Source organism: Rhodococcus sp. EPR-157, assembly GCF_001647195.1.
In the GTDB taxonomy this organism is placed as follows: domain Bacteria; phylum Actinomycetota; class Actinomycetes; order Mycobacteriales; family Mycobacteriaceae; genus Rhodococcoides.
This window is the reverse complement of sequence record NZ_LVCV01000329.1, coordinates 1-14,594: the sequence shown is the minus strand read 5'-3', so window position 1 is coordinate 14,594 and position 14,594 is coordinate 1. Positions and strand designations below refer to the sequence as shown.

Here is a 14,594-nt window from a genome sequence, read left to right as displayed (position 1 = left end):
CTTCTGCCGATACATCGCGCGCTCGATTTCGTCGGGCGCGAGTTCGTCGATCGCCGTCATACCTGCGATGTCACAGAAGCCGCCCGCCGGAATCGCTTTCAATCCGTACTCGGTCTCGCCCCTGCGGAACGAAAAGACCTTGGGTCCGAACCCGATGAAGAACCGTCGCACCTTCATGCCGGTGGCGCGGGCGGTCCACATGTGCCCCGCCTCGTGCAGAGCGATCGACACAGTGATGCCCAGTGCGAAGAGGAGGACGCCGAATGCGAACACCATCGTTGGTTCAGTCCTTCTGGTTCAAGAGCGTGCGGGCCTGGCGGCGAGCCCAGGAGTCGGCTGCCAATACTTCGTCGACGCTGGTGGGGGTAGCGACCCACTCACCACTGCCATCGTCGACGACCTTCCTGACAGTGTCCACGATCTGCGGAAAGTCGATCTGTCCGGCGAGGAACGCTTCCGCCGCCACTTCGTTCGACGCGTTGTACACCGCGGTCATGCAGCCGCCGAGAATACCCGCCTCACGTGCTAGTTGAACCGCCGGGAACACTCGGTCGTCGAGAGGCTCGAAATCCCAGGTGAACGACGTGGTGAAGTCGATCGCTCGCGCTGCGTCGCGAACTCTGTTCGGCCAGCCGAGAGCCAGCGCGATAGGTAGACGCATGTCCGGCGGGCTGGCCTGCGCGATGGTGGAGCCGTCGAAGAACGTGACCATGGAATGCACGATCGACTGACGGTGCACCGTCACGTCGATGCGGTCGTACGGCACTCCGAAAAGCAGGTGCGTTTCGATGAGTTCGAGGCCCTTGTTCACCAAGGTCGCGGAGTTGAGGGTATTCATCGGGCCCATCGACCACGTCGGATGGGCAGCTGCCTGCGCCGGTGTCACCGATTTCAGCTCGACCTCCGACCACCCTCGGAACGGCCCGCCCGACGCGGTCAGGATCAACCGCTCGACCTCTTCGGCGCGCCCTCCCCGCAGACACTGAGCCAACGCCGAATGCTCCGAGTCGACCGGAACGATCTGGCCGGGTGCCGCTGCAGCCATCACGAGCTCACCGCCTGCCACCAGCGACTCCTTGTTGGCGAGCGCCAACGTCGCGCCGGTCTTCAAGGCGGCGAGAGTCGGCTCTAGGCCGCGGGATCCGACGAGGGCGTTCAACACGATGTCGGCAGAAGTCGACTCCACCAACTCGGTGACGGCTCGATCGCCGGTCAGTGTGTTCGGATGGTTCAGCTCCGCCCCCGCGGCGGAGTCTGCCACCGCCACCGCGTCGACTCCGGTTTCTCTGATCTGCCGGCGGAGCAGTTCGATGTTTCCGCCACCCGCAGCCAGTCCCACCACCTCGAACAGGTCGGGATTGGCACCGATGACGTCGAGCGCTTGAGTGCCGATCGATCCGGTACTGCCCAGCAGGAGAACGCGCTTGGGAGAGTTGGACGACGGCTCGGCAGGTGTTCGAGGCTCTGGCACGGCATCCATTGTTCCTGATCGAGCCTGAGAGTCTCCTATGCGTACGCCCTACGTGGCAGGCTCGGATGTCATGAACCTCTCGTACGACGATGTAGGCGCTACCCGCGGCCGACTGCCCGACGGCTTTCATCACATCGATCGACGCATCCCGATCGGAACCGGCCGGGCGGCATACGCGGCGGCAGTGGCCGGCTTGATGAACTGGGACATGCACCGACGAGCCGGACTTCGCGTCGAATCCGACACCCGGACGGCCGAAGCCGATTCGACGGTGGTCCTGAAACTCGGACCGGTACGAATCCCGTGCCAGGTTGTCTATGTGATCGACGAGGATCACCGAGCCGGGTTCGCGTACGGAACGCTCGCCGGACACCCCGAGCAGGGCGAAGAGTGCTTTCTCGTCGAATTCGACGAAGACAGTGCGTTCGACGAGGACGATGCCGTCGTCTACGCCCACATCCGTGCGTTCTCACGCCCCGGCAGATGGTTCACCAAGATCGGCGGACCAGTGGGACGGGGTGTACAGCGCGTGTTCACCGACCGGTACATCGCTGCGCTGAAGGACCTCGCCCGTACCTAACCGCGTTGCGGCGGATGGTTGTCGATCCAATGACGCGCGATGTCGACGCGTCTGGCGATCCAGACCTTCTCGTGAGACTGCACATGATCCAGAAATCTCTCCAGCGCAGCGATGCGCGCCGGACGGCCGACCAGGCGGCAGTGCAGCCCTATCGAGAGCATCTTCGGCGCGCCGGCCGCACCCTCCGCGTACAGCACGTCGAACGCATCCCGAAGGTGCGCGAAGAACTCGTCACCGGTCGAGAACCCGCCGGGTGAGGAGAACCGCATGTCGTTGGTGTCGAGCGTCTAGGGAACGACGAGATGATCGACCGTCTCCGATCCGCGCGCCACACGCGTCCAGTACGGCAAGTCGTCGGCGTAGGAATCGGAATCGTAGAGAAACCCACCATGCTCGACTACCAGCGAGCGAGTGTTGGGCGAGTCGCGACCGGTGTACCAGCCACGGGGTGCGCTGCCGGTCAGGTCGGTCAGGATCTGCATCGCTTCGGCCATGTGTTCACGTTCGACGTGCTCGTCGATGAGCTGGTAGCTCAGCCACCGCAGACCGTGGCTCGCGATTTCGTGGCCCTGCTCGACGAACGCCGCGACGGCCTCCGGATTTCGCTGCATCGCGCGTGCGACGGCGAACACGGTCAGCGGAAGGCCGCGACGCTCGAAGGCGCGAAGGACGCGCCACACACCGGCACGAGAGCCGTACTCGTACAGCGACTCCATGCTCATGTGTCGGTTCGGGAAGGCCTGCGCTCCGACCATCTCGGACAAGAACGTCTCGGACTTCGTGTCACCGTCGAGAACGTTGTTCTCCGAGCCCTCCTCGTAGTTGAGAACGAACTGGAGGGCGACATGGGCGCCGCCCGGCCACTTCGGATCCGGCGGTGTCGCACCGTAACCGACCATGTCGCGCGGGTACGGGACGGGAGAATGAGACAGTCGTTCCGGGGTCACGAAACGACAGTCTCCCAGCAATCGGCATTCTGCGCCCGATTCGCCGGCGACCGGTGGACCCTGGTGGCTACGACGGGCGGTCGTATGCAAATATTGTCCTCACCTACGTGCGCGCCGAGCCGACGGCGCGAGAACTACCCGAGAGGATCGACCGGTGGCACAAGCCGAGCTGAACCCCGCTTCGTACGACCCGGTCGAGTACACCCACGAGGACATCGCCGAGGTGCCGTCCGCCGAGTGGGGATGGAGCGGTGAATCGAACAAGGCAATGCGCGTGGCAGCGATCGTCGTCGCCGCATTCCTGCTCTTCATGATTCACGGCAATCACACCGGCCTGGTGGAAGATCTGTGGCTCGTCGGTTTCGCAGTCGCGCTCGTCGGCCTCGTGGTGCGCGACGTGATCGTGCGCCGCAAACCCCGCTAGCCACCTGCTGGCAGCAGGTCAGTTCTCGGCTGCCAGCTGGCCGCAGGCTGCGGCGATCTCCTGCCCACGAGTGTCGCGGACGGTGCACGTAACTCCCTGCGCGATCACTCTTCTGACGAACTCCCGCTCGACGTCCTTCGGGCTCGCGTCCCATTCGCTCCCCGGAGTCGGGTTCAGCGGAATCAAGTTCACGTGCACGCGCGACCCGAGCGCCTTGAGCAATTTCTTTCCGAGCAGGTCCGCGCGCCACGGTTGATCGTTGACGTTCTTGATCATGGCGTACTCGATCGAGACCCGTCGACCGGTCTGATCCGCGTAGTACCGTGCGGCAGACAGAACTTCCGCAATGGACCACCGGTTGTTCACTGGAACCAGGGTGTCGCGGAGCTCGTCGTCCGGTGTGTGAAGAGACACGGCCAACGTGACCGACAGACCTTCGTCGGCAAGTTTGCGGATCGCCGGAGCCAACCCGACCGTCGAGACCGTGACAGATCGTTGCGACAAACCGAGCCCGTCGGGCGCAGGAGAGACGATCTTTCGGACCGCGGCGACGACCCGTTTGTAGTTCGCCAGCGGCTCCCCCATACCCATGAACACGACGTTGGACAACCGGCCCTCGCCTCCAGCCACCGCACCGTCACGCATGTCGGCAGCCGCAGACCGGACCTGATCGACGATCTCGGCGGTCGTGAGATTGCGGTCGAGGCCGCCCTGGCCGGTGGCACAGAACGGGCAAGCCATCCCGCACCCGGCCTGGCTCGAGATGCACAACGTCGCGCGGTCGGGGTACCGCATCAGGACGCTCTCGAGCAACGTGCCGTCGTTGGCCTTCCAGAGCGTCTTTCGGGTGTCTCCGTCATCGCAGGCCAGATGCTTGATCGGCGTCAACAGCGTCGGGAAGAGATCCGCGCCCACCTTCTCGCGCACCGAAGCAGGCAGATCCGTCATGTTCGTGGTGTCGGCTTCGAGCCGACCGTAGTAGTGGCGTGCCAGCTGATCCGCGCGGTATGCAGGTAGTCCGAGCGCCTTGACAGCGGCCTTCAAACCGTCGCGGTCGAGGTCCGCGAGGTGGCGCGGCGGCATGCCGCGCTTGCGATCCGCGAACACCAGCGGCAGCGTCGGTCGACTCTTCGGCGCAGGGTTCTCGGCCGTGGTGTCGTCGGCGGTGGCGTCGGGTGCAGTAGCGGAGTCACTCATAGTGCTCCCAGTGTCCCATTACCGAGCGATCTCTCCTATTCAGGAGCAACCGTCCCTGAAGTCCACCGGCTGTTTCCAGTTCGAATCGGAAGGGTAACCGAATCGACAACGGATACGCGTGCATTCGAGTCCCGCGTACGAAAGGATCAGAGAATGTCAACACCAGCAGGCGACAAGTACGACGACTCGTTCGCCGATCCCACCGGGGTTCCCGCGACGTACGACGATTCGACACCGTCCGCGATCACGACACCCGATTCCGGCGATCACAGTGCGCCGGATCCCGAAGCAGTGCGTGACACCAGACCTCCCGCAGGGACGTCACCGGAAGGCATCGCCCACACCAGAGCCGCTGCCACCTGGACGGGATTGGTCGTCGGGGCGATCGTTCTGATCATTCTGTTGATCTTCATTCTGCAGAACCTGGACTCTGTTCCGGTCAACATCTTCGTGTGGACCTTCGAGTTGCCTCTCGGGGTCAGCATGCTCCTTGCGGCTATTGCGGGCGCTCTCGTCATGGCGCTTGCGGGCGGAGTGCGCATCGTGCAGATCCGACGCGCGGCAAAGCGAAAGTAGACACCGACCGGGGTGAACACTATGCACACAAGCTGGCGTCGTCGAACTGAATCGATAATGCTAGGGCGTGCCCGATCTCACCGCTAGGAGCCTGACGTGACCACTTTCATGGAAACCCCAGTGACATCCGGCGTGGCGCCCGAGCGCGCACGCTCGTGGCTGTTGGTACCCGCAACCAAGCCGGACACGTTCACTGCCGCCGTCGAATCAGACGTCGACGCTGTGATTCTCGACATCGAAGACGCCGTCGCGCCCAAAGCCAAGCCCGCCGCTCGCGACGCGGTCGTCGCCTGGCTCGAAGCCGGCAACTCGGCATGGGTTCGGATCAACGACGCGACCACCAGTTTCTGGGCCGACGATCTCGCGGCGTTGTCGGGGCTTCGTGGCCTCGCTGGCGTAATGCTGGCCAAGACCGAAAGCGGGAGCCAGGTGGATGCCACCGCAGCGCGCCTCGCGCCCGGTACCCGCATTCTGGCCCTCGTCGAATCTGCCGTCGGGCTCGAAGCAGCACCGGAGATTGCTAGAGCCGACTCGACGTTCCGACTCGCCTTCGGCAGCGGCGACTTTCGTCGCGATACCGGCATGAGCGACGAGCCCCTCGCCATGGCATACCCGCGTTCACGTCTGGTCGTCTCGTCCCGGGCAGCCCGCCTGCCTGGCCCGATCGACGGGCCGACCCTCACTGCGAACGAGAGCATCCTTGCTCGCGACTCGGCGTTGACATTGTCGATGGGGATGACGGGCAAGTTGTGCATGCACACCGAACAGGCCCCGACAGTCAACCGTGAACTCGCTCCCGCTCCGAGTGATGTGACCTGGGCCGACGAAGTCGTCGACGCACTGGGCGCAGACGGCGCACACGTCAAAGACGGCAGCGACCTCCCCCGACTGGCGAAGGCGCTGAAGATCCGCGAGGCAGCCGAAGTGTTCGGGATTCACGCAGACTAGGTCATTTCAATTCGAGTCCCCGCGGCTTACGACGCCAGTGGACTCGGTACCGCACATCGATGTCGAGGCCAGGGATGCTCCGCGCAGCCCTGGCCGCTGTGCGTTCGGTGAACTCGATGCCCAATACCGAGCGCAAAGTCGGACGATCCGGGAAACTCCACCGGGTATCGACGCGCTCGAGATCGAAGCCCTGCGCTTCGAAGAACGACTCCACTGCCTCGCAGTTGTACTTCGGTAGGTCCAACCGCATCCAGTCTCCGTACGGCGACGCGGACACGTCCAGATCCACCACGACCAAGCAGCCCCCCGGACGGAGCACTCGCATCGCCTCGGTGATCCCTGGCCCACACCCGACACCGAAGAAGTAGGCAGTTCTCGCGTGGACGACGTCGACCGACTCGTCGGGCAAAGGCAACGACTCGGCGTGCCCTGCCAGGACTTCGACATTGTCGAGTTCGGCGACCCTCCTCAGTGCGCCTCGTCGCAATGGCTCGTGCGGTTCGACGCCGATCACCCGCTCCGCTGCCACCGCGAAGCCCGGGAGATGAAAACCAGTGCCACAGCCCACGTCGACGATGGTCTTGTCCTGGTACGGAGCGACTGCTCGTAGAACGCGAGGAATTCGTCCGTCGGGATCCTGCGCGCGATTCTCCGCCTCGTACACCCGTGGCCAATGCCAGATGTTCGGACTAGGAATCGTGTGGGGATCGCTCACAGCAGGATTGCGAAGACCAACCAGGCGACGAACGCCGACGGCAGCAGCGAGTCGAGGCGATCCATGATGCCGCCGTGACCGGGAAGCAGTGTCCCCATGTCCTTGATCCGCAGATCGCGCTTGACCTGGGATTCGATGAGATCCCCCAGGGTTCCGGTCACGACGAGGACCACGCCGAGAAGAACGCCGATCAGCGAGTTCGCTTCGAGGATCAAAGTGACCGTCAGCAAGCACCCGATGATGCAGAACAGCAAAGACCCGGCGAGCCCCTCCCAGGACTTCTTCGGACTGATTGCCGGAGCCATCGGGTGCTTCCCGAACAGCACACCGGCGATATACCCACCGATGTCGGAACATACGACCGCGATCAGGAAGACAAGGACCCGGCCGGCTCCGTTGTCGTCGAGAACCATCAGCACGGCGAACGACGCGAGCAGGGGTAGCCAACACGCGACCATGATCGTGACTGCCAGTTCGCGTAGATAGTTCTTCGGCGCCGAGCCGAGGCCCTGCTGCAGAAGCAGCCAGACCATGCAGACCAGAACAGTCGCTGCGGTGGCGCTCAATACACCGGTGGTTCCCCACGGCCACCCGGACCAGATGATCGCTTGCCCGCCGACGATCAACGGAATGCGCGGGACGAGCACTCCTGCTTCACGGAGCCGTTTCGATACCTCGTACGTCGCCACGGCGAGCGCGACCGCGACGACACCGATCCACACCATCGGCGCGAACACCATGATGAGGATCAGGGATACGCCGAGGCCTGCGCCCACAGCGATCGCCGCGGGCAAATTACGCCCGGCTTTTCCCTGTGACTTTGCGGTGGCCGACCCGTCGGGCGTCGATGGGTCGGGTGCGGCAGACCCCAGTGGTCGTTCCGAACCCACCACGACGCTGTCTCCTTGCTTGATGTTCATACTCGGTTACGCGGGAGGATCAGACCTCCATCAAGTCGGCTTCCTTGCGCTTGACGAGCTCGTCGACGGAAGCCGTGTACTTCGCAGTGGTCTTGTCGAGCTCGTTCTCGGCCCGCACCACCTCGTCTTCGCCTGCCTCGCCGTCCTTCTGGATCCGCTTGAGCTCTTCCATCGTCTTACGCCGGACGTTACGGATGGAGACTTTCGCGTCCTCACCCTTACCCTTGGCCTGCTTCACGAACTCACGGCGTCGCTCCTCCGTCAACTGTGGCACCCCGATACGGATCAGGTTGCCGTCGTTGGTCGGGTTGACGCCCAGATCGGAATTACGAATCGCAGTCTCGATGGGGCCCAGTTGCGATGCCTCGTACGGCTTGATGACGACGAGGCGAGCTTCTGGGACATTGATGCTCGCGAGCTGGGTAATCGGAGTGAGAGCACCGTAGTACTCGACGACGATGCGGTTGAACATGCCGGGATTCGCTCGACCCGTTCGAATGGAGGACAAATCGTCGCGTGCGACGGTGACCGCCTTCTCCATCTTTTCTTCTGCGTCGAAGAGCGCTTCGTCGATCACGATCTGTCCTCCATCGTCCGTGCCGGTGTCACCGGCGTGTCCTCGTTCGTTTCTTCGTCATGCTCACGATGTGACCAGGGTTCCGATGCTTTCACCCGCCACTGCACGAGCAATGTTCCCCTGGGTCAACAGGTTGAACACCATGATCGGCATCTGATTGTCCATGCAGAGGCTGAATGCTGTCGCATCGGCAACCTTCAGGCCCTTTTCGATCACCTGACGATGGGTGATGGTGTCGTACATGGTCGCGTTCGGGTCTTCCCTGGGATCGGCCGAGTACACGCCGTCGACTGCCTTGGCCATGAGCAGCACCTCGGCCCCGATCTCGAGCGCACGCTGAGCGGCGGTGGTGTCGGTGGAGAAGTACGGCATTCCCATGCCTGCGCCGAAGATGACGACGCGCCCCTTCTCCAGGTGTCGACGCGCACGCAGCGGGAGATACGGCTCGGCAACCTGCCCCATGGTGATGGCTGTCTGCACGCGCGTTGCGACGCCTTGTTTCTCCAGGAAGTCCTGCAGGGCGAGACAGTTCATGACCGTTCCGAGCATGCCCATGTAATCGGAACGTGAACGGTCCATGCCTCGCTGCTGCAGTTCTGCCCCGCGAAAGAAGTTGCCGCCACCGATGACCACAGCCACCTGAACACCGGTGGCAACAACCTCGGCGATCTGCTCGGCAACGTTGTTGACGACATCAGGATCGAGGCCGACCTGGCCTCCTCCGAACATCTCACCACCCAGCTTGAGCATCACTCGCTTGAACCCGGGGCGGTCGGTGGCGGGATCGGTCATTGCTCTCCTCGGTTCTCGCCGTCTCGAATGCGCACGATTAATGGGCGCGCTGAGCACCCGTACCCTTATCCTGCCTTATCGACGCCGTCGCAGACGACACCGCCTGCGACACGCAAGATGCCGCCCGTTCGACTCGCGTCGGACGGGCGGCATCTTGTACAGCAGTCAGTTGCGGGCGATCAGCTCGCGCCGACCTCGAAGCGAGCGAAACGGGTCAGCTTCACGCCTGCTTCGTCCAGAATTGCCTTGACGGTCTTCTTGGAATCCTGCACCGACGACTGCTCGGTCAGCACGACATCCTTGAAGAAGCCATTGACGCGGCCTTCGATGATCTTCGGCAATGCCTGCTCGGGCTTGCCTTCCTCGCGAGCAGTTTCCTCGGCGATTCGACGCTCGGAGGCGACGACATCCTCGGGAACCTCGTCACGAGTGACGTACTTGGCCTTCAGCGCTGCAACCTGCATTGCTGCGCCACGAGCAGCCTCGGCAGCCGCCTCGCCGTCACCGGTGTACTCGACGAGCACGCCGACTGCGGGCGGAAGGTCTGCGCTGCGCTTGTGCAGGTACGTAGCGACGGGTCCGTCGAAGGACACGACACGACGAATCTCGAGCTTCTCGCCGATCTTCGCCGAGAGCTCCTGCAGTGCGGTGTCGACAGTCTTGCCGTTCAGGTCGAGCGCCTTGAGAGCGTCGACGTCGGCAGGCTTGCCCTCGGCTGCAACTGCAGCGACCGAATCGGCGAAGGTCTGAAACTCTTCGTTCTTGGCCACGAAGTCGGTCTCGGAATTGATTTCGACCAGAACGCCACCCTTGGCGACGACGAGGCCTTCGGCGGTGGACCGCTCGGCGCGCTTGCCGACGTCCTTCGCGCCCTTGATGCGAAGCTGCTCGACGGCCTTGTCGAAGTCACCGTCGGATTCGGCGAGTGCGTTCTTGCAGTCCATCATTCCGGAGCCGGTGAGCTCCCGGAGCCGCTTGACGTCAGCGGCAGTGTAATTCGCCATGGTGTGCGAGCCTCCTGAAAATGCTGTGGGTGGGCGAAGCATGCAAAAAGGTCGGTGCCGCAGAAAGGTCCCGACCGGATCCATTCACTCCGGTCGGGACCCCCTGAATCAAGCCTGCGTTGCTGGTGCTTCCGCGGCGGGTGCGTCCTCTGCAGCGGGAGCCTCTGCTGCGGGAGCCTCCGTGGCGGGAGCCTCTGCTGCTGCTTCCGTGGTGGCCTCGGCAGCGGGTGACGCCTGTGCGAGCTGTTCGAGCTCCCATTCGGCGAGCGGCTCGCCTGCGCCGACCTCGGGCTTGGCATCGGACGCGGTGTTGAGACCCGCACGAGCCTGGACGCCCTCGGCGACGGCCGATGCGACAACCTTCGTCAGCAGTGCAGCCGAACGGATTGCATCGTCGTTACCCGGGATCGGGTAGTCGACGACATCGGGGTCGCAGTTGGTGTCGAGGATCGCGATGACCGGGATCTTCAGCTTGCGAGCTTCGCCGACGGCGATGTGCTCTTTGTTGGTGTCGACGATCCAGATGGCCGACGGAACCTTGGCCATGTCGCGGATACCACCGAGGGTGCGGTCCAGCTTGGTCATCTCACGCGTGAGCATGAGGATTTCCTTCTTGGTGCGTCCCTCGAAGCCGCCGGTCTGCTCCATTGCCTCGAGCTCCTTGAGGCGGAGCAGACGCTTGTGGACCGTCTGGAAGTTGGTGAGCATGCCACCGAGCCAGCGCTGGTTCACGTAGGGCATTCCCACGCGAGTTGCCTCAGCGGCGATGGACTCCTGCGCCTGCTTCTTGGTGCCGACGAACAGAACCGTGCCACCGTGGGCGACGGTCTCCTTGACGAACTCGTATGACTTGTCGATGAAGGTCAGAGTCTGCTGCAAGTCGATGATGTAGATGCCGTTGCGGTCGGTGAAGATGAACCGCTTCATCTTCGGGTTCCAGCGACGTGTCTGGTGTCCGAAGTGGGTGCCGCTGTCGAGCAGCTGCTTCATGGTTACTACAGCCATAGCTGAATAACTCGCTTTCGATTGCCGGTTGACGCAGGGTGTCGTATGACCCCTGCCCTGGCGTCCGCCGATTGCCGGACCCATACGAGCTGCACATGGGACCGCCGGCAACCGGTCACCGAGCGGTACCGTCCGAAGACGGGCACACAGTTACGCGGACGCGCGAAGTCGACCTGTGCAGGCACAGGTCGCTCCAACAGTGTACGACGTTGTTTCCCCAGCACATAACCAGGCCCATCCGTCAAGACCTCGGGCCGCCTGTGGATGAATCCGATCTTTCTCCACAGATCGGTATCGAGCGGAAGAAGTCGGACCGTCCACGGGGATGCTGAGACGATGAGATTTCTCGTCACATGCCTGTGCGTGGAGCTCGCTGTTGCGATTCTGCTCGCACCCCCAGCCCGTGCCCAGACGCCGTTCGTATGGCCCCTCGAACCGCGGCCGCTCGTCGTACGGTCCTTCGATCCACCCGAGCACGAGTGGTTGCCCGGGCACCGAGGGGTCGACCTGGCAGGCCGCGAGGGGCAGGGCATTCGAACCGCAGGCGACGGCGTCGTGGTCTTCGCCGGAATCGTCGCAACCAAACCTGTTGTGTCCGTTGACCATCCGAACGGATTACGCACGACATACGAACCAGTCGTCGGTTCGGTTGCACCGGGCTCACGGGTCCGAGCAGGCGACCTCATCGGCACCCTGGCTCCCGGTCACACCGGATGTGCCACGCCGTGCCTGCACTGGGGCGTCCGGCGCGACCGAACCTATCTCGACCCGTTGGCGTTGATGCGGACCACACCCGTTCGGCTCAAGCCGCTGACTCCTTAGGCGACCTACCGCCAGCTCGCCCCGGAGTGGCGCCCCGAGGCTGCTGGGAAATCGTCGGCGACCATGGCAGCCAGCTCGACGAACGCCGCCCTCGTCTGCGGTCGCAGCAGTTCGAGATCCACGACTGCTCCTTCTGCCAAGTGCTCGTCGAAGGGCACGACGAGCACGGCCCGGCAGCGCTCGAGGAAGTGCTGCGTGAGCAGATTCATGTCGACTGCCGACGAACCCGGACGGACGGAGCTGATGACGACCACCGTCCGCTCGACCAGGTGTCCGTACCCGTGCAGCTGCAGCCAGTCCAGAGTCGCGGCCGCACTCCGCGCGCCATCCACCGCGGGCGACGAGACAAGCACCAATGCATTGGCCAACTGCAGCACGCCGTTCATCGCCGAGTGCATGATGCCGGTGCCGCAGTCGGTCAGGATCAGGTTGTAGTAGACCTGCAACATTTCGATGACTGCGCGATAGTCCTGCTCGCCGAACATTTCCGACGCCGCCGGATCCCGCTCCCCGGCAAGCACTTCCAGCCTGCTCGGCGCCTGCGAGGTGTGCGCCCTGATGTCGGAATATCGGCGAATGTTGTCGGCGTCGGCCAGCAAGTCGCGGACAGTGGACGAAGTCTGATTCGGGACCCGCTCGCCCAGCGTGCCGAAATCGGGGTTCGCGTCGACGGCGATGACACAGTCACCGCGGAGCGATGCGAAGGTCGAACCGAGCCCCAGGGTCGTCGTGGTCTTGCCGACGCCACCTTTGAGTGACAGAAACGCTATCCGGTAGTCACCGAGGACCGGTTGACGAATCCGCTCGACCTGATTGCGATACCGCTCCTCCGCAGTCGACTCACCGGGATTGATGACTCCCCCGGTGAGCCGGTGCACGCCACGACGCCACCCGGACGTCGACGCGCGTTTCGGTCGTCGAAGCAAGCTGTCGGGCGCAAGATCCTGGCTTGTCGGCTGGTAGCGAGGGTCGTTCAGGTGTTGCTGCGAGGGGCCGCTCGCCCACGGCGGTGTCCACTCTTCCGCCGGTGGCGGTAGACCTGGCTCTGCCGGGGGCGTGTACCGCGGCGGGGGCTGACGATCGGTTCCCCGCGGGGTTTGCCAAGGCGGAGACTGACGGTCACCGTTCATCGATGCTCCGGTGTTCCTGACAGGTTCGATGGGCGTTGTGCTCGGACGCGACGGCTGAGTCGAGCCGGGCTGGGCACGGATCGACCACGCGGCCGACGTTCCGTGCGGTTGCTCGCGGCCCACGGTCCCCCCGTATCCGGATTTCGGCGACGAACTTCGACTTCACTCCCCGTGAAGCCCAAAATTCTCCGCATGCGGTTTGTTTCCCACGACGCTACCAAACACTGGCGAATCAGCACGTGGCACGGGTCATGCCCGCGGATGTGCGCGGTCGTGCACAGCGCGCAAACGATCTACGGAGACATGGGTGTATATCTGGGTTGTCGCCAGCGAGGAGTGACCGAGCAATTCCTGGACCACGCGGAGGTCGGCGCCACCTTCGAGGAGATGGGTTGCCGCCGAGTGACGAAGTCCGTGCGGACCGAGGTCCGGTGCACCTGGAACAGAGGCAAGCACCTCGTGCACAGCGGTGCGAGCCTGCCTCGGGTCGAGGCGCCCACCCCGCCGTCCCAGGAACAAGGCCGACCCCGACCGATCACACACCAACTTCGGACGGCCGCATGTCGTCCAGACGTCCAGAGCCTGTGCGGCAGGACCGCCGTACGGAGCAGACCTCTCTTTGTCACCCTTTCCGACGACGCGCACCACGCGCCTCTCGGTGTCGACATCGTCGACGTCGAGGCCACACAGCTCACTCACCCGTATCCCGGTTGCGTACAGCATCTCCACCACGAGTCGGTCTCGCACCGCAATCGGATCGAGTTCGCGCGCCCCCAGCTCCGCCCACGACATCGCCTCCGCCGCCTGGTTCTGTTTCAGTACCCCGGGCAACGTCCGGCGAGCTCGCGGGGCCGACAGCCGAAGCGACGGATCGGTGGCAATCCGCCCGCTCCGCTGCAGCCACGCGATGAATGTCCGTGCCGACGACGTTCGACGCGCCATCGATGTTCGCGCCGAGCCATCGCGTGCCTGCTTGGCCAGCCATGATCGGAGGACACGCAGGTCGAGCGCCTCGAGACTCGCCGAGCCATTCGTATCCGCGAGATGCCGGAGCAACGACTCCGCGTCCCGCAGGTACGCGCGGACGGTGTGCGACGACAATCCGCGCCCCAGGGTGAGGTGCTCGGAGTAGTCCTCGAGATGCACCGTCACGGTGGGTTCAAGCGAGTCGACCATGCACACAGCCTTGCCCGCGGCGCACGCAACGGCAAGCCTGACGCGCCCGACACCGGCACTCGGAAGGGGATCGATCAGGCCCCGGAGACCGATTCGGCTTCGGCGAGCTCACGCTTCCACACTCGGAAGTTCTCCTCCGTCCGGCCACGACGCCAGTACCCCGAGATCGACGCCCATTCCGCCGGAACGCCTCGTTCCTTTCGGATGTAGCCACGGAGGTTGTGCATCACGGCCTGAGCCTCGCCGTGAATGAAGACCTGAGCTTGGCCCGGTAGCCATTCTGTCTCGCGAACGGCCGCGATCAACGGCG

At 63.9% G+C, this 14,594-nt stretch carries 17 protein-coding genes and 1 pseudogene; 5 read left to right on the top strand and 13 right to left on the bottom strand.

The features are described 5' to 3' along the window. Positions 1 to 276 (bottom strand): site-2 protease family protein (locus A2J03_RS15265; protein ID WP_197480793.1); only part of this gene is annotated, 276 nt, incomplete at its 3' end. A 7-nt stretch (positions 277 to 283) separates the two neighbouring features. After that, a complete protein-coding gene (dxr, locus tag A2J03_RS15260; protein WP_068375504.1) occupies positions 284 to 1,480 on the bottom strand; it encodes a 1-deoxy-D-xylulose-5-phosphate reductoisomerase in 1,197 nt (398 codons plus the stop codon). Positions 1,481 to 1,508: 28 nt separating this feature from the next. Between dxr and A2J03_RS15255 the strand changes: the two genes are divergently transcribed. Continuing rightward, a complete protein-coding gene (locus A2J03_RS15255) occupies positions 1,509 to 2,051 on the top strand; it encodes a DUF1990 family protein (RefSeq protein ID WP_068375501.1) in 543 nt (180 codons plus the stop codon). On the opposite strand, the pseudogene puuE reads toward A2J03_RS15255, so the two are convergent. Beyond that, positions 2,048 to 2,950: pseudogene (gene puuE, locus A2J03_RS15250) on the bottom strand (allantoinase PuuE). The gene A2J03_RS15255 and the pseudogene puuE sit on opposite strands and share 4 nt — an antisense overlap. A gap of 202 nt (positions 2,951 to 3,152) precedes the next feature. On the opposite strand from puuE, the gene A2J03_RS15245 reads away from it, so the two are divergent. Next, positions 3,153 to 3,422, top strand: a complete 270-nt coding sequence (locus A2J03_RS15245; RefSeq protein WP_068375498.1) for a DUF2631 domain-containing protein — start codon at positions 3,153 to 3,155, stop codon at positions 3,420 to 3,422. 18 nt (positions 3,423 to 3,440) lie between these two features. Here A2J03_RS15245 and rlmN read toward each other — a convergent pair whose 3' ends face one another. Then, entirely contained in the window at positions 3,441 to 4,505 is a 1,065-nt protein-coding gene (rlmN, locus tag A2J03_RS15240) for a 23S rRNA (adenine(2503)-C(2))-methyltransferase RlmN (protein WP_068375519.1), read from the bottom strand. Positions 4,506 to 4,772: 267 nt separating this feature from the next. On the opposite strand from rlmN, the gene A2J03_RS15235 reads away from it, so the two are divergent. After that, positions 4,773 to 5,195 carry a LapA family protein gene (locus A2J03_RS15235; protein ID WP_068375495.1) on the top strand — a complete coding sequence of 141 codons (423 nt, stop codon included), beginning with the start codon at positions 4,773 to 4,775 and terminating at the stop codon, positions 5,193 to 5,195. A 96-nt stretch (positions 5,196 to 5,291) separates the two neighbouring features. After that, positions 5,292 to 6,143: an HpcH/HpaI aldolase/citrate lyase family protein gene (locus A2J03_RS15230; RefSeq protein WP_442971358.1), complete on the top strand. Its 852-nt coding sequence runs from the start codon at positions 5,292 to 5,294 to the stop codon at positions 6,141 to 6,143. A gap of 1 nt (position 6,144) precedes the next feature. Here the strand turns inward: A2J03_RS15230 and A2J03_RS15225 are convergent, their stop codons facing one another. From A2J03_RS15225 to rpsB, 6 genes are all read right to left on the bottom strand, one after another. Beyond that, positions 6,145 to 6,858: a class I SAM-dependent methyltransferase gene (locus A2J03_RS15225; protein ID WP_068375489.1), complete on the bottom strand. Its 714-nt coding sequence runs from the start codon at positions 6,856 to 6,858 to the stop codon at positions 6,145 to 6,147. Beyond that, positions 6,855 to 7,778 carry a phosphatidate cytidylyltransferase gene (locus tag A2J03_RS15220; protein ID WP_082897852.1) on the bottom strand — a complete coding sequence of 308 codons (924 nt, stop codon included), beginning with the start codon at positions 7,776 to 7,778 and terminating at the stop codon, positions 6,855 to 6,857. Before A2J03_RS15220 ends, A2J03_RS15225 begins: the two co-directional genes overlap by 4 nt. A 19-nt stretch (positions 7,779 to 7,797) precedes the next feature. Next, a complete protein-coding gene (gene frr, locus A2J03_RS15215; protein WP_068375486.1) occupies positions 7,798 to 8,355 on the bottom strand; it encodes a ribosome recycling factor in 558 nt (185 codons plus the stop codon). 63 nt (positions 8,356 to 8,418) lie between these two features. Beyond that, positions 8,419 to 9,147, bottom strand: coding sequence for a UMP kinase (gene pyrH, locus A2J03_RS15210; RefSeq protein ID WP_068375483.1), 729 nt, complete (start codon positions 9,145 to 9,147; stop codon positions 8,419 to 8,421). Between the two features lie 179 nt (positions 9,148 to 9,326). Next, positions 9,327 to 10,151 carry a translation elongation factor Ts gene (gene tsf / locus A2J03_RS15205; RefSeq protein ID WP_068375481.1) on the bottom strand — a complete coding sequence of 275 codons (825 nt, stop codon included), beginning with the start codon at positions 10,149 to 10,151 and terminating at the stop codon, positions 9,327 to 9,329. Between the two features lie 108 nt (positions 10,152 to 10,259). Beyond that, a complete protein-coding gene (gene rpsB, locus A2J03_RS15200) occupies positions 10,260 to 11,156 on the bottom strand; it encodes a 30S ribosomal protein S2 (RefSeq protein WP_068375478.1) in 897 nt (298 codons plus the stop codon). A 336-nt stretch (positions 11,157 to 11,492) separates the two neighbouring features. Here rpsB and A2J03_RS15195 point away from each other — a divergent pair, with 336 nt between their 5' ends. Continuing rightward, a complete protein-coding gene (locus A2J03_RS15195; RefSeq protein WP_068375475.1) occupies positions 11,493 to 11,978 on the top strand; it encodes a M23 family metallopeptidase in 486 nt (161 codons plus the stop codon). Between the two features lie 5 nt (positions 11,979 to 11,983). Here the strand turns inward: A2J03_RS15195 and A2J03_RS15190 are convergent, their stop codons facing one another. The 3 genes from A2J03_RS15190 to A2J03_RS15180 form a co-directional block, all read right to left on the bottom strand. After that, positions 11,984 to 13,231 carry a MinD/ParA family ATP-binding protein gene (locus A2J03_RS15190; RefSeq protein ID WP_068375472.1) on the bottom strand — a complete coding sequence of 416 codons (1,248 nt, stop codon included), beginning with the start codon at positions 13,229 to 13,231 and terminating at the stop codon, positions 11,984 to 11,986. 126 nt (positions 13,232 to 13,357) lie between these two features. Continuing rightward, positions 13,358 to 14,284, bottom strand: coding sequence for a tyrosine recombinase XerC (locus tag A2J03_RS15185; RefSeq protein WP_068375469.1), 927 nt, complete (start codon positions 14,282 to 14,284; stop codon positions 13,358 to 13,360). 74 nt (positions 14,285 to 14,358) lie between these two features. Next, positions 14,359 to 14,594 (bottom strand): SIP domain-containing protein (locus A2J03_RS15180; protein ID WP_197480792.1); only part of this gene is annotated, 236 nt, incomplete at its 5' end.

What these genes read in the sequence shown, in the direction of transcription:
- dxr (WP_068375504.1), bottom strand. Translation starts at nt 1,480, where the DNA reads ATGGATGCCGTGCCAGAGCCTCGAACACCTGCCGAGCCGTCGTCCAAC.
- A2J03_RS15255 (WP_068375501.1), top strand. Translation starts at nt 1,509, where the DNA reads ATGCGTACGCCCTACGTGGCAGGCTCGGATGTCATGAACCTCTCGTAC.
- rlmN (WP_068375519.1), bottom strand. Translation starts at nt 4,505, where the DNA reads ATGCCGCCGCGCCACCTCGCGGACCTCGACCGCGACGGTTTGAAGGCC.
- A2J03_RS15235 (WP_068375495.1), top strand. Translation starts at nt 4,773, where the DNA reads ATGTCAACACCAGCAGGCGACAAGTACGACGACTCGTTCGCCGATCCC.
- A2J03_RS15220 (WP_082897852.1), bottom strand. Translation starts at nt 7,778, where the DNA reads ATGAACATCAAGCAAGGAGACAGCGTCGTGGTGGGTTCGGAACGACCA.
- pyrH (WP_068375483.1), bottom strand. Translation starts at nt 9,147, where the DNA reads ATGACCGATCCCGCCACCGACCGCCCCGGGTTCAAGCGAGTGATGCTC.
- tsf (WP_068375481.1), bottom strand. Translation starts at nt 10,151, where the DNA reads ATGGCGAATTACACTGCCGCTGACGTCAAGCGGCTCCGGGAGCTCACC.
- rpsB (WP_068375478.1), bottom strand. Translation starts at nt 11,156, where the DNA reads ATGGCTGTAGTAACCATGAAGCAGCTGCTCGACAGCGGCACCCACTTC.
- A2J03_RS15195 (WP_068375475.1), top strand. Translation starts at nt 11,493, where the DNA reads ATGAGATTTCTCGTCACATGCCTGTGCGTGGAGCTCGCTGTTGCGATT.
- A2J03_RS15185 (WP_068375469.1), bottom strand. Translation starts at nt 14,284, where the DNA reads ATGGTCGACTCGCTTGAACCCACCGTGACGGTGCATCTCGAGGACTAC.